The sequence below is a fragment of the Winogradskyella algicola genome (assembly GCF_005869935.1).
Taxonomy (GTDB): Bacteria; Bacteroidota; Bacteroidia; order Flavobacteriales; family Flavobacteriaceae; genus Winogradskyella; species Winogradskyella algicola.
The window spans coordinates 225,762-247,603 of record NZ_SZQF01000006.1; the positions used below are offsets into that span (position 1 = coordinate 225,762).

21 protein-coding genes and 1 pseudogene are annotated in these 21,842 nt (G+C 34.7%); 17 read left to right on the plus strand and 5 right to left on the minus strand.

Going from position 1 to position 21,842, the window contains the following annotated elements:
- Positions 1-26: 26 nt before the first annotated feature.
- Positions 27-704, minus strand: a complete 678-nt coding sequence (locus tag FC091_RS11015) for a Crp/Fnr family transcriptional regulator (protein ID WP_138434328.1) — start codon at positions 702-704, stop codon at positions 27-29.
- 110 nt (positions 705-814) lie between these two features.
- Between FC091_RS11015 and FC091_RS11020 the strand changes: the two genes are divergently transcribed.
- From FC091_RS11020 to FC091_RS11060, 9 genes are all read left to right on the plus strand, one after another.
- Positions 815-3,190: a heavy metal translocating P-type ATPase gene (locus FC091_RS11020; protein ID WP_138434329.1), complete on the plus strand. Its 2,376-nt coding sequence runs from the start codon at positions 815-817 to the stop codon at positions 3,188-3,190.
- Between the two features lie 94 nt (positions 3,191-3,284).
- Positions 3,285-3,464 (plus strand): cbb3-type cytochrome oxidase assembly protein CcoS, encoded by a 180-nt coding sequence (gene ccoS, locus FC091_RS11025; protein WP_138434330.1) that lies wholly within the window; start codon positions 3,285-3,287, stop codon positions 3,462-3,464.
- A 10-nt stretch (positions 3,465-3,474) separates the two neighbouring features.
- Positions 3,475-5,682 (plus strand): cytochrome-c oxidase, cbb3-type subunit I, encoded by a 2,208-nt coding sequence (ccoN, locus tag FC091_RS11030; RefSeq protein WP_138434331.1) that lies wholly within the window; start codon positions 3,475-3,477, stop codon positions 5,680-5,682.
- Between the two features lie 5 nt (positions 5,683-5,687).
- Positions 5,688-5,873: a cytochrome C oxidase subunit IV gene (locus tag FC091_RS11035; protein WP_076620793.1), complete on the plus strand. Its 186-nt coding sequence runs from the start codon at positions 5,688-5,690 to the stop codon at positions 5,871-5,873.
- Positions 5,870-6,865 (plus strand): cbb3-type cytochrome c oxidase N-terminal domain-containing protein, encoded by a 996-nt coding sequence (locus FC091_RS11040; RefSeq protein ID WP_138434332.1) that lies wholly within the window; start codon positions 5,870-5,872, stop codon positions 6,863-6,865. The genes FC091_RS11035 and FC091_RS11040 overlap by 4 nt, the downstream gene beginning before the upstream one ends.
- Positions 6,866-6,888: 23 nt before the next feature.
- On the plus strand, positions 6,889-8,313 hold the full coding sequence (gene ccoG, locus FC091_RS11045) for a cytochrome c oxidase accessory protein CcoG (protein WP_138434333.1): 1,425 nt from the start codon (positions 6,889-6,891) through the stop codon (positions 8,311-8,313).
- A gap of 81 nt (positions 8,314-8,394) precedes the next feature.
- Positions 8,395-8,841: a FixH family protein gene (locus FC091_RS11050; protein WP_138434334.1), complete on the plus strand. Its 447-nt coding sequence runs from the start codon at positions 8,395-8,397 to the stop codon at positions 8,839-8,841.
- A gap of 1 nt (position 8,842) precedes the next feature.
- Entirely contained in the window at positions 8,843-9,544 is a 702-nt protein-coding gene (locus FC091_RS11055; protein WP_138434335.1) for a sulfite exporter TauE/SafE family protein, read from the plus strand.
- A gap of 79 nt (positions 9,545-9,623) precedes the next feature.
- A complete protein-coding gene (locus FC091_RS11060) occupies positions 9,624-10,190 on the plus strand; it encodes a hypothetical protein (RefSeq protein WP_138434336.1) in 567 nt (188 codons plus the stop codon).
- A 95-nt stretch (positions 10,191-10,285) separates the two neighbouring features.
- On the opposite strand, the gene FC091_RS11065 is transcribed toward FC091_RS11060, so the two are convergent.
- Positions 10,286-11,119 carry a universal stress protein gene (locus tag FC091_RS11065; protein ID WP_138434337.1) on the minus strand — a complete coding sequence of 278 codons (834 nt, stop codon included), beginning with the start codon at positions 11,117-11,119 and terminating at the stop codon, positions 10,286-10,288.
- 11 nt (positions 11,120-11,130) lie between these two features.
- On the minus strand, positions 11,131-12,495 hold the full coding sequence (gene hemN / locus FC091_RS11070) for an oxygen-independent coproporphyrinogen III oxidase (protein ID WP_138434338.1): 1,365 nt from the start codon (positions 12,493-12,495) through the stop codon (positions 11,131-11,133).
- 86 nt (positions 12,496-12,581) lie between these two features.
- Between hemN and FC091_RS11075 the strand changes: the two genes are divergently transcribed.
- From FC091_RS11075 to FC091_RS11095, 5 genes are all read left to right on the plus strand, one after another.
- A complete protein-coding gene (locus tag FC091_RS11075) occupies positions 12,582-13,070 on the plus strand; it encodes a YdeI/OmpD-associated family protein (RefSeq protein WP_138434339.1) in 489 nt (162 codons plus the stop codon).
- 56 nt (positions 13,071-13,126) lie between these two features.
- A complete protein-coding gene (locus FC091_RS11080) occupies positions 13,127-13,942 on the plus strand; it encodes a hypothetical protein (protein ID WP_138434340.1) in 816 nt (271 codons plus the stop codon).
- A gap of 97 nt (positions 13,943-14,039) precedes the next feature.
- Positions 14,040-14,570, plus strand: a complete 531-nt coding sequence (locus tag FC091_RS11085) for an RNA polymerase sigma factor (protein WP_138434341.1) — start codon at positions 14,040-14,042, stop codon at positions 14,568-14,570.
- A 1-nt stretch (position 14,571) separates the two neighbouring features.
- A complete protein-coding gene (locus tag FC091_RS11090; protein ID WP_138434342.1) occupies positions 14,572-15,363 on the plus strand; it encodes an anti-sigma factor in 792 nt (263 codons plus the stop codon).
- A gap of 152 nt (positions 15,364-15,515) precedes the next feature.
- Positions 15,516-16,139 (plus strand): hypothetical protein, encoded by a 624-nt coding sequence (locus FC091_RS11095; RefSeq protein WP_138434343.1) that lies wholly within the window; start codon positions 15,516-15,518, stop codon positions 16,137-16,139.
- Between the two features lie 45 nt (positions 16,140-16,184).
- Here FC091_RS11095 and FC091_RS11100 read toward each other — a convergent pair.
- Positions 16,185-16,298: pseudogene (locus FC091_RS11100) on the minus strand (IS110 family transposase); the annotation flags it as partial.
- Between the two features lie 68 nt (positions 16,299-16,366).
- On the opposite strand from FC091_RS11100, the gene FC091_RS11105 reads away from it, so the two are divergent.
- Together FC091_RS11105 and FC091_RS11110 are read left to right on the plus strand one after the other, a co-directional pair.
- The gene (locus FC091_RS11105; RefSeq protein WP_138434344.1) at positions 16,367-16,984 is read left to right on the plus strand and encodes a hypothetical protein; all 618 of its coding nucleotides are present in this window, start codon (positions 16,367-16,369) and stop codon (positions 16,982-16,984) included.
- Positions 16,985-17,009: 25 nt separating this feature from the next.
- Positions 17,010-17,822 (plus strand): alpha/beta hydrolase, encoded by an 813-nt coding sequence (locus FC091_RS11110; RefSeq protein ID WP_138434345.1) that lies wholly within the window; start codon positions 17,010-17,012, stop codon positions 17,820-17,822.
- Between the two features lie 19 nt (positions 17,823-17,841).
- Here the strand turns inward: FC091_RS11110 and guaB are convergent, their stop codons facing one another.
- Complete coding sequence (gene guaB / locus FC091_RS11115; protein ID WP_138434346.1) at positions 17,842-19,311, minus strand: IMP dehydrogenase; 1,470 nt, start codon at positions 19,309-19,311, stop codon at positions 17,842-17,844.
- A 229-nt stretch (positions 19,312-19,540) separates the two neighbouring features.
- On the opposite strand from guaB, the gene FC091_RS11120 reads away from it, so the two are divergent.
- Complete coding sequence (locus tag FC091_RS11120; RefSeq protein WP_138434347.1) at positions 19,541-21,772, plus strand: TonB-dependent receptor family protein; 2,232 nt, start codon at positions 19,541-19,543, stop codon at positions 21,770-21,772.
- Positions 21,773-21,842 lie beyond the last annotated feature (70 nt).

Below are 21,842 nucleotides of genomic sequence, written 5' to 3' on the forward strand. Positions count from 1 at the left end.
TTTTTTTATATTATTTTATTGATTTTCTATTCAATCCATTTAAGACTGTTATAGTCCTCAACTTTTATGCGTTTGCCTTGTGTAGAAATTAAGCCTTCTTTTTTAAACTGCGACAAAATCCTAATAGCAGACTCAGTAGCTGTTCCCACTATACTAGCGTAGTCCTCACGAGACAGTACAATGCTTAAATAATCTTCATTATCTGTACCAAAATTATCATGACTATACATGAGTATTTCAGCCATTCTTCGCTTAACCGACTTCTGTGCCATATTTACCAAAGATTCATCCGATTCTTTTAAATCACTGGCCATTTCTCTTAATACATCCATAGTAAACTTAGGATTTTTAGATAAATCACTCATAATTTCACTTTTAGGGATAAAACACATCTCCATGTCATTTAAGGCTACAGCACTCAAATTTGTTTTCTGATCTGATACCAAGGAACGTTTACCTAATAAATCTCCTTTAACTACAAGTTTTACAACTTGATCTTTTCCATTTTCACTTAGCTTAGTTAATTTACAAACACCTGACCTTACACAATAAACGCCATTAAGGGTTTCTCCTTCTTCAAAAATAACATGACCTTTTTTATAAACTTTTCCAGTTTTACAAGCAGAAACTCGCATTAATTCTTCGCGCGTCAGAGATTTTAAGGAATTAAACTCCTTAATAATACAAGACTCACATTTACTCATACCGATTGATTTTGTGATTACTCAAATATAATGATAACATGACAAATATCATATTTTTTTCTTTAAGATAATGTCACCTTTGTTACAGGTATAAATGAGCAAATTATAATATGGGAAACAACTCTTGTTTTCATTGTGGTGACGATTGTGGCAGTCACCCTATTTCGTTTCAGGATAAATCGTTTTGTTGTAATGGTTGCAAAACTGTTTTCGAAATTTTTAATGAAAATGATTTAACCTGTTACTACGATTTACAAAGTTCACCAGGTGCAATTCCAAAAGAAATTGAAGGGAAATATGACTTTCTGTCTCAAGAAAATATCATAGAAAAACTAACAGAATTTAGAAGTGACGAGATTGAAATAGCGACACTATACATTCCGCATATTCATTGTAGTTCTTGTATTTGGATTCTTGAAAACCTCAACAAACTCAACCCAAGCATATCAGATTCTCAAGTTAACTTTGGCAAAAAAACGGTTAGGGTTACTTATAATCCCAAAGCTACAGATTTAAAATCTGTGGTAACTTTACTTAGTAGTATTGGCTATGAGCCATACATTAGTTTAGATGATTTTAAAGCTGGTAAGAAGCAAGTTAACAGAACTCTTATTTATAAACTTGGTATTGCTGGTTTTGCCTTTGGTAATATCATGTTCTTGTCATTTCCTGAGTATTTTGAAATTAATGAATTCTGGTTAGAACAATACAAACATATGTTTCGTTGGCTTATGTTTGCATTGTCTATTCCTGTGGTTTTCTATGCTGCACAAGATTATTTTATTTCCGCATATAAGGGTCTAAAAGCAAAGTTATTAAACATCGATGTGCCTATTGCTTTAGGAGTTTCGGTATTATTTATAAGAAGTACAGTTGAAATAGCTTTTGATATTGGTTCTGGTTTTTTTGATAGTCTCGCCGGATTGGTTTTTTTCCTTCTGTTGGGTAAATTTTTTCAACAAAAAACTTATGATTTTCTATCATTCGAGCGCGACTATAAAAGCTACTTCCCTATTGCCATTACTAAAATTGAAAAGGATGGAAGTGAAAATTCAATTCAGGTTTATGATATTGAAAAAGGTGATCGACTATTAATAAGAAACGAAGAGTTAATTCCTGTTGATGGCATCCTTATTAATGGTAGAGGAAAAATAGACTACAGTTTTGTTACAGGTGAATCTCAACCCGTTACTAAACAATCTGGTGATAAACTTTTTGCAGGTGGTAAACAAACCTCTGGAGTTATAGAACTTGAAGCCTTAAAATCTGTAGAACAAAGTTACCTTACCCAATTGTGGAGTAACGATGTTTTTAATAAAAATAAGGAAGACGGATTTACCAATATCACCAACAATATAAGTAAGCATTTTACCATTGCTATTCTTACAATTGCAGTCATTTCCACAGCTTACTGGCTATTTGCTGATGCGAGTAAAGCCATGAATGTATTTACCGCAGTACTTATTATTGCTTGTCCTTGTGCTATTGCATTATCTGCACCTTTTACCTTTGGAAACTTGCTTCGCATTTTTGGTAAGTTAAAATTTTATGTAAAAAACGCTAGTGTTATTGAGCAATTGGCTCATATTAACACTGTTATATTCGACAAAACAGGAACTATTACATCTAACAAACAAAGTAATGCTGAGTATGAAGGTATATCGTTATCTGGTTCAGAAAACTTGGTTCTAAAAAATTCTCTAAGAGGATCTAATCATCCATTAAGTAGAACACTTTACAACATTTTAGATGAACATGACATCATTACACTAGATAGATTTGAAGAGCATATAGGTAAAGGTATTGAAGCTGAGCATGATAATATTAACCTAAAAGTTGGGTCTGCTAGCTTTGTTGGCAATGCTGAACAAACCTCAACGCTCAATACCACAGTATACATAAGTAGTAATAATAGCTATAAAGGAAAATTCACATTTTATAACAGTTACAGAAAAGGAGTTTCAAAGCTTTTTAATCAGCTTAAAAAACATTTTGATTTGGTAATCCTTTCTGGAGATAATGAGGGTGAACGCGAAAATCTCAAAAAATTACTACCAGTAAAAACCAAACTAATTTTCAACCAAAAGCCAGATGATAAGTTAGAGTTTATAAAATACCATCAGTCTGAAGGTGCAAAAGTCTTAATGATTGGAGATGGACTCAATGATGCTGGCGCTTTAGCACAAAGCGATGTAGGTGTTGCTATTTCTGAAGATGTTAATGTATTCTCGCCTGCTTGTGACGCCATTTTAGATGCATCAAAATTTAAGCGATTATATGATTACGTTATGGCTTCAAAATCAGCTATAAAGATTATAAAATGGAGTTTTGTACTTTCATTTATTTATAATGTTATCGGATTATATTTTGCTGTAACAGGACAGTTAGCACCAGTGGTTGCGGCAATATTAATGCCTTTAAGTTCTATAAGCATAGTGGTATTTACAACGGTATGCACCAATTTTATTGGTCGAAAACTAAAATAATTATTTGAAATAAATCTAAATAGAATGACATGATAAAAGTCATGTTTTAAAAAAAGGTTCAACAGTAAATTTGAACCATAACTTCAAAATAGGTATGAGTGTTATATATATAGTTTTAACAGTAAGCGTCATTGTTGGTGTGGCTTTCTTTATCGTTTTTTTAATGGCTGTAAAATCCGGTCAATACGATGATAGCTATACACCATCAGTACGTATGCTATTTGAGGATGAAATAGTAAACCAAAAAAAAGAAAATTCAATAAAAACTGACTAATTATATTAATATGGAAATGCAACAATTTTACTACGATAATAAAATCGTTAAAAAATTCCTCTACGCCACCATAGTTTTCGGTGTAGTTGGTATGCTCGTTGGGCTTATTCTTGCCTTTATGTTTTTATTCCCGAATATGACCGACGGTATATCGTGGCTAAGCTTTGGGCGATTAAGACCATTACACACCAACGCAGTAATTTTTGCCTTTGTAGGTAATGCCATTTTTGCTGGCGTGTACTATTCGCTTCAGCGTTTACTTAAAGCCAGAATGTTTAGTGATTTACTAAGCAACATTAACTTTTGGGGCTGGCAACTAATCATTGTTGGTGCGGCAATAACGTTGCCATTAGGAATTACAACATCTAAAGAGTATGCCGAATTAGAGTGGCCTTTTGATATCGCTATTGCTTTAGTATGGGTGGTTTTTGGTGTCAACATGATTGGTACAATCTTAAAACGTCGTCAACGTCACTTATATGTTGCAATCTGGTTTTACCTCGCTACATTTGTTACTGTTGCAGTACTACATATTTTTAATAGTTTAGAACTTCCTGTTAGCTTAACTGGCTGGAAAAGTTATTCTGTTTATGCTGGTGTACAAGATGCCTTAGTGCAGTGGTGGTATGGACACAATGCAGTTGCATTTTTCTTAACAACACCTTTCTTAGGTTTAATGTACTACTTTGTACCAAAAGCAGCTAACAGACCTGTTTACTCATATAGATTATCTATTGTTCACTTCTGGTCATTAATATTTATTTATATCTGGGCTGGTCCTCACCACTTATTATATACAGCTTTACCAGAATGGGCTCAACATTTAGGTGTTGCTTTTTCTGTTATGTTAATTGCACCTTCTTGGGGAGGTATGATTAATGGTTTATTAACCTTACGTGGTGCTTGGGATAAAGTACGTACAGATCCTGTACTTAAATTTATGGTAGTTGCGATTACTGGTTATGGTATGGCAACATTTGAAGGTCCTATGCTATCACTTAAAAACGTTAACGCGATTGCCCACTTTACAGATTGGATTATTGCTCACGTTCACGTAGGTGCATTAGCTTGGAACGGCTTCTTAGCATTCGGTATGATTTATTGGTTAATACCACGTCTATTTAAAACTAAATTACATTCTATCGGTTTAGCTAACCTACACTTCTGGGTAGGAACTCTAGGTATCATACTCTATGCATTACCTATGTATGTTGCTGGTTTCACTCAAGCGAGTATGTGGAAACAGTTTAACCCTGATGGAAGTATAGTTTATGGTAACTTCCTTGAAACAGTAACTGAGATTATGCCTATGTACTGGATGCGTGCTATTGGTGGTACCCTTTACATTACTGGTATGTTAATTCTTGTGTATAATGTTATTGTTACCATTGCTAAATCTGACAGCAAAGTAACAGACGAACTTGCAGAAGCGCCAGCATTAAAGCGTGTGTCAAAAAGACGTGTTGCTGGTGAAGGATGGCATACTTGGTTAGAGCGTAAACCTATATTATTAACTATCTACGCTACCATTGCAATTTTAATTGGAGGTATTGTACAAATTATACCAACTATAGTTGTAAAATCTAATATACCTACAATTAGTAGTGTTCAACCTTACACTCCTTTAGAACTTGAAGGTAGAGATATATACATTAGAGAAGGCTGTGTAGGCTGTCACTCTCAAATGGTAAGACCATTTAGAAGTGAAGTAGAACGCTATGGTGAATATTCTAAAGCTGGTGAGTTTGTCTATGACCATCCTTTCCTTTGGGGAAGTAAACGTACAGGACCAGACTTACATCGTGTCGGAGGAAAATACAACGACAACTGGCACTTTAACCACATGTACGATCCGCAAACCACTTCTTCAGGTTCTATTATGCCTGCATACAAATGGTTAATTGTAGGCGAAGGTGCTAAACTAGATAAGTCCATGACTGAGAAGAAAATGGAAACAATGGTAAGTCTTGGTGTGCCTTACACAGAAGAAGATATCGCAAACGCACAAGCTTCAATGCTAGAACAAGGTACTCAAATAGAGAAAAATCTTTATAGCGATCCTGATTTTGCTAAGTCTTATGAAGCAGACAAAGCATCTGGTGGTGAAGATTTCGTAGAAATGAAAAACCGAGAAATTGTTGCACTTATTGCTTACTTACAAAGGCTAGGTACAGACATTAAAGTGAAAGAAATTCTTAACGAAACTGCTCAAAACTAATCATCATGCTAAAATTTGTAAAAAATCATATGGAAAGTATCACAGGGATAGAAATCTATCCCTTGATATCCCTTTTAATATTCTTTATCTTTTTTGTAGCGCTATTTTTCTGGGTATACACAGCAAAGAAAGAATATATAACAACCGTCAGTAATATTCCTTTAGATAACCAAAACGACACACAATCATGAGACATTTAATTCCATCATATATTAGAGTACCTGTAGTATTCTTTGCAATTGCAGGACTCATAGAATACTTTGTAGATTCTGGTGACCAACCGGCGTTTATAGAACAACCTGTCATTCTTTTGTTCCTATTATTGGTACTTCTATTTTTAATTGCTATAGAAGGTATTGTTGGTACAATGGATAACATCCTATACCAAAGTTTAGACGAAGAAGGTAAAGCCAGATATGATGCTCAAAGAGCTGCGCCATCTAAATTAGCATTATGGATAAAGAAAACCTATGACAAACTCAAAGGAGCTAAACCAATTGAGGAAGAAGGTGAAATAATTCTAGACCATAATTACGACGGTATTAAAGAATTAGACAATAACCTTCCGCCTTGGTGGCTTTATGGATTTTACGCAACTATCATTTTTGGTGTGGTTTATATGGCAAGATACCATGTATTTAATGCAGATGACCAGTTTGATGAATATGAGATTGAATATGCCGAAGCCAATAGAGCAATTGAAGAATATAAAAAGACAGCAAAGAACTTGGTTGACGTTAATACTGTTGTAGTACTGACCGATGCTGCAGACCTAAACGCAGGTAAAAAGATTTTTGAAGTCAATTGTGTGGCCTGCCACATGGCAGATGGTGGTGGTGGTATTGGCCCTAACCTTACTGATGAGCACTGGATTCTTGGTGGTGGTATAAAAAATGTATTCAGAACTATCTCCGAAGGCGGTAGAGATGGAAAAGGTATGGTTGCATGGAAAAATAGTTTAAAACCAATAGAAATGGCACAAGTATCTAGTTATGTATTGCTATTCCAGGGCACCACACCAGCTAATCCAAAAGAAGCTGAAGGAGATATTTGGGTAGACGAATCTGAGGATGCTTCTGAAACAATTGAAGCTCAAGAATCATCTACTGAAGATACAACAAATGAAACTGAAGAAGATGCTACTGAAGTAATTGAAGAAGTACAAACTGTTGCATCTAATTAAATTATTTTAAAAACCACACCCAAATGGAAACGCCAGAGAACGAAGTTTTTAGAGATTCAATCGGTACCATCAATGAAGAAGGTAAACGTAATTGGATTTTCCCTAAAAAACCTTCAGGTCCATATTGGGAAAAGAGAAAGTTAGTAAGTTATTTTCTATTAGCTTTTCTCTTTGCTGCACCATTTATAAAAATTAACGGTAACCAATTCTTAATGTTTAATGTCCTAGAAAGACGTTTTAACATCTTTGGTTTTCCGTTCTGGCCACAGGATTTTCATCTGTTTGTAATTTCCATGATAATTGGTGTGGTATTCATTACACTGTTTACAGTAGGATTTGGTCGTATTTTCTGTGGATGGATCTGTCCACAGACCATTTTTATGGAAATGGTCTTTAGACGTATTGAATTTTGGATAGATGGTGACCGCAATAAACAAATGCGTTTGGCAAGACAGAAATGGGATGCAGAAAAAATTAGAAAACGCACCTTAAAGTGGTTTATCTTTTTAGTGATTTCGTTTTTAATAGCAAACATTTTTTTAGCCTACTTAATAGGTGGTGACAAGCTTCTAAGTTATGTTAAAGAAGGTCCGTCTCAACATTTAGGCACTTTAGTTCCGTTGTTGATTTTTACAGGAGTGTTCTATTTTATTTTTGCTTGGTTTAGAGAGCAAGTATGTATTATAGCATGTCCTTATGGTAGATTACAAGGCGTGCTACTAGATAATAAATCTATAGTTGTAGCTTACGACCACAAACGTGGCGAAGGCGAAAGTGGTAGAAAGAAGTTTAGAAAAAATGAAGACAGAGAAGCTCTAGGACATGGTGACTGTATAGATTGTTTTCAATGTGTACATGTTTGTCCTACAGGTATAGATATCAGAAACGGCACACAGTTAGAATGTGTCAACTGTACTGCTTGTATTGATGAGTGTGATACTATAATGGAAAAAATCAACAAACCAAAAGGATTAATCCGTTATGCCAGTGAAGATAATATAGAAAAGAAAACAGCTTTTAAACTTACGGCTCGAATGAAAGGTTACATTGCTGTGCTTGTCATTTTAATTGGTGTATTACTCGGTATGTTAGCCTTAAGAAATGATGTTGAGGCCAGAGTTCTAAGATTGCCAGGTCAATTATATGAACACAAGGATAACAACATTATCAGTAACGTCTATACGTATAAAATTGTAAATAAAACCACTGAAACTATTGAGGATGTAAGCTTTAAACTTAGAGGTATTGATGGTGAAATAAAATTGGTTTCTACAAGCGATACCTTTACAGTAAAAGAAAGTGGACTAGCAGAAGGAACTTTATTTATAGAGCTAAAACAAAGTGACCTTTCTGGCGACAAGAACAACCTGACTTTAGATGTTTATAGTGGAGACAAATTAATAGAAACAACTTCTGTAAGCTTTTTAGGCCCTAGAAGTTATAATTAACAATGACCTAGCAGGTTTGGGTTTTGAAAACCTAGCAGGTCTAAAAAAAAGGAGATTCCTGCTTTTGCAGGAAGTAGAGTTATGAAAGTAAATTGGGGAACAGCAATAGTTATAGCCTTTGCAGGTTTTATAGGCTTTATCATGTATTTTGTAATCAACATGGCTACTGATGATAAGTATGATCATGATTTGGTTGTAGAAGATTACTATCAAAAAGAGTTAAAGTTTCAAACAGATATTGATAAAGAAGAAAATTCTAAAAACCTAAAAACCAATATTAGTTGGAAGAAAACTAAAGATGGTATCCTTGTTGAATTCCCAAAAGATTTAGATATAAAAAAGATTAAAGGTTCAGTGTTCCTATACAGACCATCTAACAAGACGTTAGATTTTGAAATTCCTATTTCATTATCTGATCACAATTTGCTCATACCTGACAACAAATTGTTAGATGGTCGCTGGAACATTAACATTGACTGGACCTACAATAACGAAGCCTATCTGTACAAAAAGGCGATAAACTACTAGTATGTTGTATTCGGCATTTATACTTGGTCTATTAGGTAGTTTGCACTGCGTTGGTATGTGTGGACCAATAGCCTTTATGTTGCCCGTAGATCGTTCTAATTCCATTAAAAAAGTATCTCAAATTAGTGTTTATCATATTGGTAGATTATTAGCTTACAGTTTAATTGGACTAGCTTTTGGTCTGGTTGGTAAAAGTCTCAATCTGTTTGGTGTACAACAACAACTCTCAATAGCAGTAGGAATTTTAATGATTGTTGTTGTTCTCATCCCTTATCGAACTTTTGCTAAATACAATTTATCTAAACCTTTAAGCAAAGTCATTTCTAAAGTAAAATCTAATCTAGGACAAGCTTTAAAGAAAAAAACACCAGACACCTTTTTAACCATAGGCTTTCTAAATGGATTTTTACCTTGCGGTTTGGTTTATATGGCTGTTTTTGGAGCTGTAGCCACAGGTAGTTTATTACAAGGTAGTTTTTATATGGTTTTATTTGGTTTAGGCACTATTCCCTTGATGACTTCAGCTATTTATTTAGGTAAGTTTTTAAACCAAACCATAAAACAACGCATACAAAAAGCCATTCCTGTTTTTGTAGTCTTAATAGGTGTTTTGTTCATTCTTAGAGGATTGGGATTGGGCATTCCTTACATCTCTCCTGCTCCTGTAGTTGAAATGGCAACTAGCGCTATAGACTGTCATTAAGATTAAAAAATTCCACCGTTCAATTTTCAACTAACTTTTTTGGTATTATTGCAATATCAAAACATCAATCAATTGTAATATGAAACAATTTCTTTTAGCCTTAGTCTTCACTCTTTCAGTATTTGAAATAACAGCACAAGATGCGAGTGTAGAAAAATCTACATTTGGAATTCAAACTGGCTTTTTAGGTATTTGGGCTCATAATGAGTCTAAATTATCTTACGCTATTGCACTTAGAAGTGAACTAGGCTTGGATGCTGCCATTTTTGGGGAAAATTTTGTTGGCTCACAAAGTTTTATCATGGTACCAGCAATAACTCTAGAACCAAGATGGTACTACAACCTAAGTAAAAGAGTGACTAAAAAGAGACGTATTGATGGGAATAGTGGAAATTTTGTTTCAATAAAAACTACCTATCATCCAGATTTGGTTTTAGGATCTTTACCTGCAAATACCGTCTTCATTTCTGACATTACTATTATACCAACTTGGGGAATTCGTCGTAATGTTGGCAAACATTTCACTTATGAAACAGGTATAGGTATCGGTTATTACCACTTATTCAAAAAAGATAATGTTTTTCTCTTTGAAGATGAAAATGGTGTGGCTGTTAACCTACACCTAAGAATAGGATATCGTTTTTAATTTTATCGAAAAACAAACGCATAAAAAAACGCCAAAGCCCTCGTCTTTGGCGTTTTAACTTGATATTAATAACACTAACTAATAAACATCAAGAACTATATTTTAAAGGTCATTACTGGTAACGTAGAATGATTGGCAATGTCTTCTGAAATGCTACCTTCAAAGAAATGTGCCAAGCCTTTTCTGCCATGTGTGGCTACTGCAATAAGATCTGCACCAATAGTATTGGCGAAATTTAAGATACCTTTTTCTATTGAATAATCTGATACCACATGAACATTTTCAAGATTATCTAAATCACCATCTGCTTTTTTGAGGAATAAGGATATACGCTTATCTATTTCTGTAGAACTTCTAAAATTACCATCTGGTGAATTCACATACACTAAGTGCATAGTCGCGCCTATTTTTTTAAAGGTTTTTCTTGCATTAAGGTAAGGTGTAATAGCTTCATCCGTAAAATCACTCGCAAATACACCGTTTTCAAAATCTAATAATATTGGGTTGTGTTTGATTACTAAAACTGGGATATCCGCATGGCGTACCACTTTCTCTGTATTAGAACCAACGAGTACTTCCTTTACACCACTAGCACCATGAGAACCCATTACTATGAGGTTGGCATGATGGTCATTGGCGACATCATTCACCTCACTCCAAACCTTAAAATGCTTTACAATCGGTGTAATTTTAATACCTTCTAAGTAAGGTCTGTCTAGAAAAGCATCAAATTTCTGTTCCGCTAATTTTAGATAGAAAACAGCTTCTTCATTAATAGAGTTCCCATTAGCAGTTAATATAGCATTAGATAGTTCTAACATGTGTAATACTATAAGTTCCGAACCAAACTTCTGAGCTAAGTTCGCAGCCGCTTCCAAAGCAAATTCCGAATGCTCTGAAAAATCTATAGGTACAATAATTTTTTTCATGGTTTTAGTGTTTAGATGGTCATTGAAAATAGTTGAGTATCTGGCTTTTTGCGTTGCAACAGCAAATCAAAGGCCATACAAACATTTCTTATAAAAGGTTTCCCTTTTTCAGTTACGGTTATCTGCTTTCTTTCAAATTCAATTAAACCGTCTTGCTCTAATTCTTTCAGCTTTATAAGTACTTCTGGTAATTCATTAAACACCAGTTCTGATTGTTTCCATGAGGTCTTAAAGTGACACATTAAATTGAGAATATGCTTTCTAATTTTTAAGTCCTCTTCATTTAAAATGTGTCCTCTGTAAACTGGTATAATATTGTTTTCTAATAAGTTATAATATTCTTCAATAGCCTTTACATTTTGCGCAAAGCCATACCAACTATCGCTTATTGATGATACACCCAAGCCAATCATAGCTTGTGTTTTAGAGGCTGTATAACCCATAAAGTTACGATGCATGGTTTCGTTTTGCATGGCTTTGTAAAGTCCATCAGTTTTTAATGCAAAATGATCCATACCTATTTCGGTATAGTCTATTTTTTCTAAAAGTGATTTACCAGTTTCGTACTGTCTATGCTTAGACTCGGCAGTTGGTAAATCTTCATCTTTAAAGCCTCTTTGCCCATTTCCTTTTATCCATGGCACGTGTGCATAGCTATAAAACGCAATGCGATCTGGCATTAAGGCTTTTGTTTTTTGAATGGTCTCTATAACATCTGCTTCCGTTTGAAACGGTAAACCAAAGATAATATCGTGTCCAACAGATGTGTAACCAATTTTTCTAGCTGTTTCCGTAGCACGTTTTACATTTTCAAAAGGTTGAATACGGTTTATCGCCTTCTGAACTTTCAGATTATAATCCTGAACTCCAAAACTCACGCGTCTAAACCCTAAATCGTACAGTGCCTGCAAATGCGCCTGGGTTGTATTATTTGGATGTCCTTCAAAAGAAAACTCATAATCTTTAGCAAGGTCAGACACTCTAAGTAATTCCGTAATAAGAAAGCTTAAATTTTCTGGCGAGAAAAATGTAGGTGTACCACCACCAAGATGCAATTCTTTTATTTTTGGTTTTGCTCCTAATAATTCTCGGTACAATTGCCACTCTTTTAAAACTGCCTTTATGTATGGCAACTCTACTTCGTGCCTTTTGGTAATACGTTTGTGGCATCCGCAAAATGTGCAGAGGCTTTCACAAAATGGCAGGTGCAAGTACAAACTTATCCCTTCTTCTGTATTAGACTCATCAAAGGATTGCTTTAAAACTTGTTTCCATTGTTGCAATGAAAATGTCTCAGCATTCCAATACGGAACCGTAGGATAGCTGGTATAACGTGGACCTGCCACATTGTATTTATTTACTAACTTTTGACACATACTAACTTTTGTCTAAAATCAAAATTACTCGTATAACAAGGTAAAAAACATGATATTTGTCATATGAAGCCATATTCTACCTAAAAATGATTAAAAGTCAAGCTTTTGAAGTCACCCTCGCAGATAAACAAAGTGTTTTATTGCCAGCAGTTTATATTTCAGATTTTATAAAAGGAAACCATAAACGTGTAAGGGTTAAAGCATCTTACGAAGGTCAGCACATAGATTTTTATGCAGCCTTAAAACGTGAAAAATCGGGTTTGCATAAAATTTATTTCAGTAAGGCTAAACAAAAAGAGCTTGGAGTTTTTATGAACGATTATTTTCAACTTCAAATATTTGAGGATACCTCAAAATATGGTGTCGAAATTTCCGAAGAATTAGAGGCTGTTTTGTTAAGTGATTATGATGCCTTTACAATTTTTGAAAATCTCACTCCAGGAAAACAACGTAGCATCATTTATGCCATACAGCGTTATAAATCGCCTCAGATGCGTGTGGACAAAGCTTTAATTTTAATAGAAAATCTTAAACGCGGCATCACTGATCAAAAACTTTGGTTTAAGAAGTCTTGATTTATTTTTTGCAGTTGCGCATTTATCTGCTTAACTTTACTAAAAACTATAAAAACATGAAACATTTAAAATATACTGTATTGGCCTTGGCTGTTGTTTTTGCAACTGCTTGTAAAGAGACTAAAAAAGAAACCGAGGCTGTTGAAGATGCTACGGAACAAGCAACTAATAAAAAGGAAGACTCAAAAATATCCATAGCACCACTTTCAGACTCACCTGCATATGCAGATGCGCAACTTATGTTAGATACACCAGAGACCATGGTTATTAATGATGCTGGTGATGTAGATTTTGATTTTACGTTAAAAAACTATACGTTAGGAGAGTTAACGGACAGTCCTAACAAAGAAAGACTTGCTAATTCTGGTAAAGGACAACATATTCATTTTATATTAAACAACCAACCATATTCAGCACATTACGAGCCGAATATTAAAAAAGAAATTCCGGCTGGTGAGCACCATTTAGTGGCATTTTTAAGCCGTTCTTATCATGAGTCTGTAAAAAATGATAATTCTATGGTGGTTAGAAAACTTGTTGTTGGGTCAGATGCTAAGGACAGTAAAAACTTAGACATGGAAGCTCCAACACTGATTTACAGTAGACCTAAAGGCACTTATGTTGGTAAGGACACAGAAAACTTATTATTAGATTTCTTTGTACTTAATACAGAGTTGTCCGATACTGGTAACAAAGTTATTGCTACTATAAATGGTGAAGAATTTACCATAACAAAATGGGAGCCTTATGTAGTTACTGGTTTACCGATGGGAGAAGTTACAATTAACCTTAAATTAGTTGATGCTGATGGAAATGTTTTACCTGGACCATTTAATACTGTAGAGCGTAAAGTAACATTAAAGTCAGAGTAGTAAAGTAAATAAACACTAACTTAAAAAATAGCTAGAGCTAGAGCTATTGCAGTACTAATACTTCCCCTTGTCTGCAAAAATTCTAAGCAAGTCGCGTATGACCGAATTAGATACATTAGTACAGCAGTTTCAGTCTAAAAACCAAGTTGCGTTCAAAAAACTATACGAGATGTATAGTGACAGTATACATGGTGTAGTTTATAACATTGTAAAAGATACTAAAATTGCTGACGAAGTAATGCAAGATGTCTTTATAAAGGCATGGCATAAGGCAGAAACCTATTCTTCAAAAAAGGGACGTTTTTTTACGTGGATATTAAACATTGCACGCAATGCAGCTATAGATGTAACAAGGTCTAAAGCCTTTAAACAATCCAAGCAAAACCTCAACTCAGATTATTTCGTAGATATAATAACAAGCAACGATAATTTAGATAACAGCACAGATGCTATCGGAATTAAAAAGTTTGTAACTAACCTAGGCCAAAAATGTAAAGAAGTGATAGAGTTGCTGTATTTTAAAGGATTTACACAAAAGGAAGCTTCCGAAGAATTAAAAATGCCAATTGGCACAGTAAAAACAAGAAATAGAAACTGTATTCAGCAGTTAAGGGATATGGTATTGTAATATGGATATAAAAGCATACATAGAATCAGGTATTTTAGAGCTCTACGTAGCTGGTCAGCTTTCTGAAAAAGAAAATCAGGAAGTCTATGAGTTGATGCAGCAACATCCTGAAATATTACAAGAAGTTTTAGAAATTGAAGCAGCCATCGTAAAACTTACTGCTGCGGTATCACCTCATGCTATAGATTTTGAATCGTTTAAAGGCAAATTAAACACAGACACCAAAGTTGTAGACCTAAAACCAAGAAAACCTAGTTGGATTTCCTACACAGGTTGGGCAGCCTCCGTTTTACTTGCTGGTGGTTTATTATGGACGCTTAACAATAAGAACAAGGTTGAAGAAGAGCTACAAACCGTTTCTACCGAAAAGCAATATCTCGAAATACAAATTGAAGAAGCCAGAGGCGATCTTGCAGCTACCAAAAATCTATTAGATGCCATTAGAGACAAGGATATTATTGCGGTACCTTTAGGTGGCCAAGGCGACTATGCCGCTACCTATGCCAAAGTGTATTGGAACAAAGCCGACAATACCATTTACTTAGATGGTGAAGGTCTGCCAAACGCACCAGAAGGTAAAGTATGGCAAGTGTGGTCTTTAACGCTAAACCCATTAACACCAACGAGTTTGGGTACTATTGACGGCTTTAACACCGACGACAATAAAATATTTGCTATTGCGAATGCCAACGAAAGCCAGGCCTTTGGTATCACCTTAGAGCCAGCAGGTGGCAGCGAAAGCCCAACCATGGAGCAACTTTATACACTTGGTGTAGTAACGTCTACTCCGTAATTTAAAGGCAGAATACTATTTATAAAAAAACCACTAATAGCTTTATTAGTGGTTTTTATTTTCTGTAAATTGTAACAGAAAACATATAATGTGGATATAGTTAATATCTATATCCAGTTGTTAGGCACAAGCTGAAAAAAATCCAGAACTAAATGGCTGTTTGGCAATATCAACTTAATGTAATTCCAAGAAAAGCTATACTTGAAAAGTATGGAGAAATACCTAATGCGCTATTTATAGATCATGTTAATTGGGAAATTCACTGGGAAAATGTGAAATTTGAAAGTGGATTTCCAGAACCAAACTTTGAAGATGCCAAAACTATTAAGTGGTGGACAAATGCGAAACTTGATGTATATGAAATTTCTGACCAAATTGATAAATTAGTTTCAAGAGCAGGTTGGGGAAAAGATTCCTTAAATTCGATGAATTGGAAAGGAAGTTCTAAAAATAAAGAAGATAATGACTGTTTCATATCTTTCGATCAAAATACTCTATTAATAGGTCAATTTCATTTTAGAACAGATTTACGGGATCTAGAGAACACGACTATTTTCATGAACGGAATGCTTAAAATATGTGAGCAAAATGATTTAATGGTTTTTAATACAGATGGAGTTTTATTTGAACCAAAACTCAAATTAATTTCTGAAGATTTAAAAAAATCAAATGCTATAAAATTCTTAACTGATCCGATTGAGTTTCTCGAAAAGATCGGAAAAGAACATGATAAAAAGTCCCGTTTCTGGTCAAAAATCAAATCAATTTTAGAATAAAAAGCCAGTGCCTAACAAAGAACTGAGTTAAAAAGCAAGTAATTTTTATGCTAATTTTGAAACAAAGTTCTCGTCATATGGCAATCCTGATTTTGCAATAGCAAAAGCCTGTTTTAATAGTTTGTTGGCTACTGCAATGAGTGCCAGTTTTTTATACTTCTACAACTGTTCTATTTAAAAATTAAATAGGTTTTCACTAATTTTAAACTTACCTATTAACCTAAAGCATGAAAATAAAACTCGTAGTCCTATTAATCTTAACCATAGTATTATCTTGCAAATCTGATCCTAACAAGCAAATTGACGAAGGCAAAATAACCGAAAACACCTATCATAGCGACGAAATCGGCTGGACTATGAATATACCAAACGGCTGGAATGTTACCCATAGAAGTGTTCTTAACCGACGTTCTAAAAAAGGGCTAGATATCATAAAAGAATCTACTGGTTTAGAATATGACGATAGCGAGTTAAAGCAACTTTTGAATTTTCAAAAAAATAGATTTAATATTTTTCAATCAACATCCGAACCCTTTGAAGTAGAGTATGACGGCGAATGGGAAGATAATAATACCTCAGTTAAAGCATTACTATACGATTTGTATACCGAAAAAGGTATTAAAACAGATACTACAGCCACAAAAATTGCAAATATAGATGGCTTAAGTTTTCATTATTTTACCGTCACACTTTACAAGCCTAATGGAGATGTGCTCCTTAACCAAAGTATGTATGGCAGGTTGATTAACGGATTTGATTTTGGTGTTAACATCAACTACAACAACGAGGAAGATAAAAATGAGATGTTAGAAGCTTGGCTAAATTCTAAATTTGATCAATATTGATTTATCTAATAATAAACTTGTACTAATGAAAAAAATAATTTTAATATTCGCTTTAGCTTTAATCTCGATTAGTTGTAAAAACCAAGGTGCAATATATAACGACCCAATACCAGAACACGATAGTATTACCATAGCATCTAAGTATGTCAATGAAGATCGTGTTATTAATATCTGGACACCTCCAAATTACAAAACGTCTACTGAACGTTTTCCTGTACTCTACATGCCAGATGGTGGGATAAAAGAAGACTTTCCGCATATAGCTAATACTTTGGCCAAATTGTTAGATGAAAATAAAATACCACCTTTTATTTTAGTTGGCATAGAAAACACTGAAAGAGGTAGAGATTTAACGGGTTCTTCTGAAGCCGAAGACGATAAACAATATTGCCCAATTACAGATGGTGCAAAAGATTTTAGAGCTTTTATCTCTGAAGAATTAATACCAAAAATTAATAGCAGATACAGAACAAAAGCTAAAAAAGGTATTATTGGAGAATCTCTTGCTGGTTTGTTTGTTATGGAAACATTTTTTACAAAGCCAGAAACTTTTGATTTTTACATTGCTATGGATCCTTCGCTTTGGTGGAACAACAATTACTTAGCTAATAATGCAAATACGCTATTAACCAAACTTCCTGAAAAAGATATAAAACTATGGTTTGCAGGCTCAAATACAGAGGATATTTCGCAATACACCAAAAAAGTTGAAAAGGCATTACAGAACGATGCACCATCAAATTTAACTTGGAAGTATTCTGATGAACCTAACGAGGAACATAGCTCCATTTTTAGAGCAACTAAAGAGAAAGCTCTTATTTGGACCTTAAATGACTAAAAGAAAATTTTAAAATATCCTATCTAGAATAGTTAGGTGCTTCCTTAGTAATCGTTACATCGTGTGGATGACTTTCGTGGATTCCACTGGCAGTGATTTTTACAAATCTACCTGTTTCCTTTAGGGTTGCAATATCTTTTGCGCCACAATAGCCCATACCAGCTCTTAGTCCACCAACAAACTGATGAATACTTTCATACAACTCGCCTTTGTACGGTACTCTACCAACAATACCTTCTGGTACTAACTTCTTAATATCGTCTTCTACATCTTGAAAATAACGGTCCTTACTACCTTGTTTCATAGCTTCAACAGAACCCATTCCACGATACGATTTAAACTTACGACCTTCATAAATAATGGTCTCACCAGGACTCTCTTTTGTACCTGCTAAAAGAGAACCTAACATTACTGTATCTGCACCAGCGGCAATTGCTTTTGGTATATCACCTGTATAACGAATTCCACCATCTGCAATTACAGGTACACCAGAGCCTTTTATAGCTGCGGCAACTTCCAACACTGCTGAAAATTGAGGAAACCCAACACCAGCAACAACACGTGTTGTACAAATAGAACCAGGACCAATACCAACTTTTACGGCATCTGCACCTGCTTCAACTAAATATTTGGCAGCTTCACCAGTTGCAATATTACCAACGATAACTTCGAGTTTTGGGAATTTAGACTTTATCTCTTTTAAAACAGATACCACACCTTTTGTATGTCCATGTGCTGTATCGATAACCACAGCATCAACACCAGCATTTACTAGTGCTTCTGCCCTATCTATAGCATCACCAGTAACACCAATTGCTGCTGCCACACGTAACCTACCATAAGAGTCTTTATTCGCATTAGGCTTTAATGTCACCTTAGTGATATCTCTAAAAGTTATCAAACCTGCTAATTTTTCACCCTCAACAATAAGTAGTTTTTCAATTTTGTGTGCCTGTAAAATATCTTCAGCATCTTTTAGGGAAGTTCCTACTGGAGCTGTAACTAAATTCTCGCTAGTCATAACTTCAGTAATAGGTCTATCGTTTTTGTGCTCAAAACGCAGGTCCCTATTGGTTACTATACCTTTTAATTTACCACTGTCGTCTACAATAGGAATGCCACCAATACTATGCTCTCTCATAGCATTTTTAGCATCTGCAACCACGGCATCCATAGGCAAAGTAACAGGATCTATAATCATACCGCTTTCAGCACGCTTTACACGACGGACTTTCTGTGCCTGATCTTCGATGGTCATATTTTTATGAAGTACTCCAATACCACCTTCTTGAGCCATAGCTATTGCCATTCTACTTTCTGTAACCGTATCCATAGCGGCAGAGATTACTGGAATATTAATGGTAATATTTCTTGTAAATTTTGTTTCAATATTTACTTCGCGAGGAAGAACTTCAGAAAAAGCTGGAACTAAAAGGACGTCATCATAGGTAAGACCCTCACCTAAGATTTTGTTTTCGTGTGCTGTCATAATGCAATTAAGATATAATTGCATGCAAATATACAGTTTTTTTCAATGAGCAAATGTCAACTTACAGTTAAATAAAATTCACATAAAAAAAGTGTTCCTTCTTAAGAAACTGTATATCAATACTTATCATTATTTTATTTTTATTTATTCTAAATAAAGTTTGAAATAATATAAATCAGTATTACTTTTGCATGCTGAAAACAAATCTATTTTTAACAAGTCTAAATAAATGATTCGAAAATTAACCCTTACAGCAATCGGTTTTATAAGTACTTTTCTTGTAAATGCACAAAACCAACCCAACGAAAAACCATTAGATTCTATTCAAAAACTTGACGAAGTAATTATTAACTCTAACCAAATTTTTGGTAGTAAATATGTAGCAAGCAACCGTACAGGTTCTGCTTATTATTTATCTCCACAAGAATTAAAGAAATTCGGTTTTACAGATATTAATCGTGCTTTGCGTTCGGTTCCTGGTGTTACCTTTTACGAGGAAGACGGCTTTGGATTACGACCAAATATAAGTTTAAGAGGTACATCACCTGAGCGTAGTGCAAAAATTACCTTAATGGAAGATGGTGTACTTATAGCACCTGCTCCTTACAGTGCGCCAGCCGCATATTATTTCCCATCTGTTGGACGTATGCAAGCTGTTGAAATTTTAAAAGGAAGTAGCCAAGTACAATTTGGTCCTTTTACTACAGGTGGTGCTATTAATATGATTTCGGCACAAATACCAAATACCTTTAGTGGTGAAGTTAGAGCTGGTTACGGTTCTTTTGATACACAGCAGGTATTAGCACGTATAGGTGATACTAAAGAGAATATTGGCTACATGGTAGAATTCCTTAATTACGGTTCTGACGGCTTTAAAAATTTACCAAGTGGTAATAATACTGGTTTTGATATAAACGAATTAACTGCTAAGTTTAAAGTAAAAACCGATGCTGATGCCAAGCTTCAACAATCACTAGAAGCTAAATTTCACTTTTACGATGAACGCTCTTATGAAACTTATTTAGGACTCACGGAAAGTGACTTTAACAATTCACCTTTCAGTAGATATGCTGCGTCACAAGATGACCGTATGATTGCTGAACAAATTCAATTAATGCTTACACATACTCTAGACTTCACTAAAAATATGCGTTTAACGACTAACGGTTATTACAACAGATTTTCTCGTAACTGGTACAAGCTAGATGATGTTGTTTTTAACGGTGACAAACAAGGTATTGCTACTGTAATTGCAGATCCAACAAGCTATCCAGACCATATGAATATTATTCGTGGTGATGTAGATTCATCTGCTGATGCTTTATTGCTTAAAGCGAATAACCGCGTGTACTATTCTAAAGGTTTACAAACAAAATTTGACTACCACTGGTATGGCGAAAATACGTTTCATGATATTGAAGTTGGTTTGCGTTACCATTATGATGAAGAAGACCGTTTTCAATGGGAAGATGGTTACAGTATCATTAACCAAACTATGACTCAAACCTCAGATGGACCGCGTGGTGCGCAAGGTAACAGAATTAGTAGTGCTACAGCCTTTGCGGCTTATGCGATGTATAAGTTAAAATATGATAAGCTTACCGTAACACCTGGTGTTAGATACGAAAATATCATTTTACAACGCGATGATTACGGCAGCAATGACCCAAACAGAACAGGTAGCGACCTTGCGTTTAGAGAAAACAAAGTAGATGTTTTTATTCCTGGCGTTGGTGTTAACTACGCCTTTACAAATAATGTTTCTGTGTTTGGTGGTGTACATAAAGGGTTCTCACCTCCAGGAAGTTCTGAGGGTGAAGAAGCTGAGGAAAGTATCAATTACGAACTAGGGTCGCGTTTTGCTGTTGGTCAATTACGTGGTGAAGTTGTTGGTTTCTACAACGACTACAGCAACTTATTAGGTAGTGACTTAGCTGCAACTGGCGGAACAGGCTCTTTAGATCAATTTAATGCTGGTGAAGTAGCCGTAAGTGGTTTAGAAGTTTTATTAAACTACGAGTTATTACCTAATAACAAATCGTTTAAACTGCCTATAACATTTGCTTATACATTTACTAATACTGAATTTTTAAACAGCTTTGGTAGTAGTGACGATTTATGGGGAGAAGTTACTGAAGGTGATGAATTACCATACATCCCAACACATCAGTTTAATGTTGGTTTGTCGTTAGAGCACACTAAATACGAACTCAACATAAATGGAAGATTTAATGGTGAATTTAGAACTATGGCTGGCACAGGATCTATTCCAGATGCTGAGCGTGTAGATTCTAACTTTATCATTGATATGTCTGCTAAATATCACTTTACAAAGAACCTTAGTTTAACAGGAAACATTATAAACCTACTAGACGAAACCTATGCTGTTTCTAGAGTTCCTGCAGGTTTACGTCCTGGTCATCCTTTTGGTGGTAACCTGGGATTTGAATTTAGATTTTAAATATTCAGTTTTAAAATTAGTTGATTGGTAAAAGCGTTATCCTTTTTTGGATAGCGCTTTTTTTTGGATA

Excerpts from the sequence above, each read along its gene's own strand:
- hemN (WP_138434338.1), bottom strand. The coding sequence starts at position 12,495 with ATGTGTCAAAAGTTAGTAAATAAATACAATGTGGCAGGTCCACGTTAT.
- FC091_RS11040 (WP_138434332.1), top strand. The coding sequence starts at position 5,870 with ATGAGACATTTAATTCCATCATATATTAGAGTACCTGTAGTATTCTTT.
- ccoG (WP_138434333.1), top strand. The coding sequence starts at position 6,889 with ATGGAAACGCCAGAGAACGAAGTTTTTAGAGATTCAATCGGTACCATC.
- FC091_RS11095 (WP_138434343.1), top strand. The coding sequence starts at position 15,516 with ATGGCTGTTTGGCAATATCAACTTAATGTAATTCCAAGAAAAGCTATA.
- FC091_RS11120 (WP_138434347.1), top strand. The coding sequence starts at position 19,541 with ATGATTCGAAAATTAACCCTTACAGCAATCGGTTTTATAAGTACTTTT.
- ccoN (WP_138434331.1), top strand. The coding sequence starts at position 3,475 with ATGGAAATGCAACAATTTTACTACGATAATAAAATCGTTAAAAAATTC.
- guaB (WP_138434346.1), bottom strand. The coding sequence starts at position 19,311 with ATGACAGCACACGAAAACAAAATCTTAGGTGAGGGTCTTACCTATGAT.
- FC091_RS11080 (WP_138434340.1), top strand. The coding sequence starts at position 13,127 with ATGAAACATTTAAAATATACTGTATTGGCCTTGGCTGTTGTTTTTGCA.
- ccoS (WP_138434330.1), top strand. The coding sequence starts at position 3,285 with ATGAGTGTTATATATATAGTTTTAACAGTAAGCGTCATTGTTGGTGTG.
- FC091_RS11085 (WP_138434341.1), top strand. The coding sequence starts at position 14,040 with ATGACCGAATTAGATACATTAGTACAGCAGTTTCAGTCTAAAAACCAA.
- FC091_RS11015 (WP_138434328.1), bottom strand. The coding sequence starts at position 704 with ATGAGTAAATGTGAGTCTTGTATTATTAAGGAGTTTAATTCCTTAAAA.
- FC091_RS11075 (WP_138434339.1), top strand. The coding sequence starts at position 12,582 with ATGATTAAAAGTCAAGCTTTTGAAGTCACCCTCGCAGATAAACAAAGT.
- FC091_RS11055 (WP_138434335.1), top strand. The coding sequence starts at position 8,843 with ATGTTGTATTCGGCATTTATACTTGGTCTATTAGGTAGTTTGCACTGC.
- FC091_RS11035 (WP_076620793.1), top strand. The coding sequence starts at position 5,688 with ATGCTAAAATTTGTAAAAAATCATATGGAAAGTATCACAGGGATAGAA.
- FC091_RS11050 (WP_138434334.1), top strand. The coding sequence starts at position 8,395 with ATGAAAGTAAATTGGGGAACAGCAATAGTTATAGCCTTTGCAGGTTTT.
- FC091_RS11105 (WP_138434344.1), top strand. The coding sequence starts at position 16,367 with ATGAAAATAAAACTCGTAGTCCTATTAATCTTAACCATAGTATTATCT.
- FC091_RS11020 (WP_138434329.1), top strand. The coding sequence starts at position 815 with ATGGGAAACAACTCTTGTTTTCATTGTGGTGACGATTGTGGCAGTCAC.
- FC091_RS11110 (WP_138434345.1), top strand. The coding sequence starts at position 17,010 with ATGAAAAAAATAATTTTAATATTCGCTTTAGCTTTAATCTCGATTAGT.
- FC091_RS11065 (WP_138434337.1), bottom strand. The coding sequence starts at position 11,119 with ATGAAAAAAATTATTGTACCTATAGATTTTTCAGAGCATTCGGAATTT.
- FC091_RS11060 (WP_138434336.1), top strand. The coding sequence starts at position 9,624 with ATGAAACAATTTCTTTTAGCCTTAGTCTTCACTCTTTCAGTATTTGAA.
- FC091_RS11090 (WP_138434342.1), top strand. The coding sequence starts at position 14,572 with ATGGATATAAAAGCATACATAGAATCAGGTATTTTAGAGCTCTACGTA.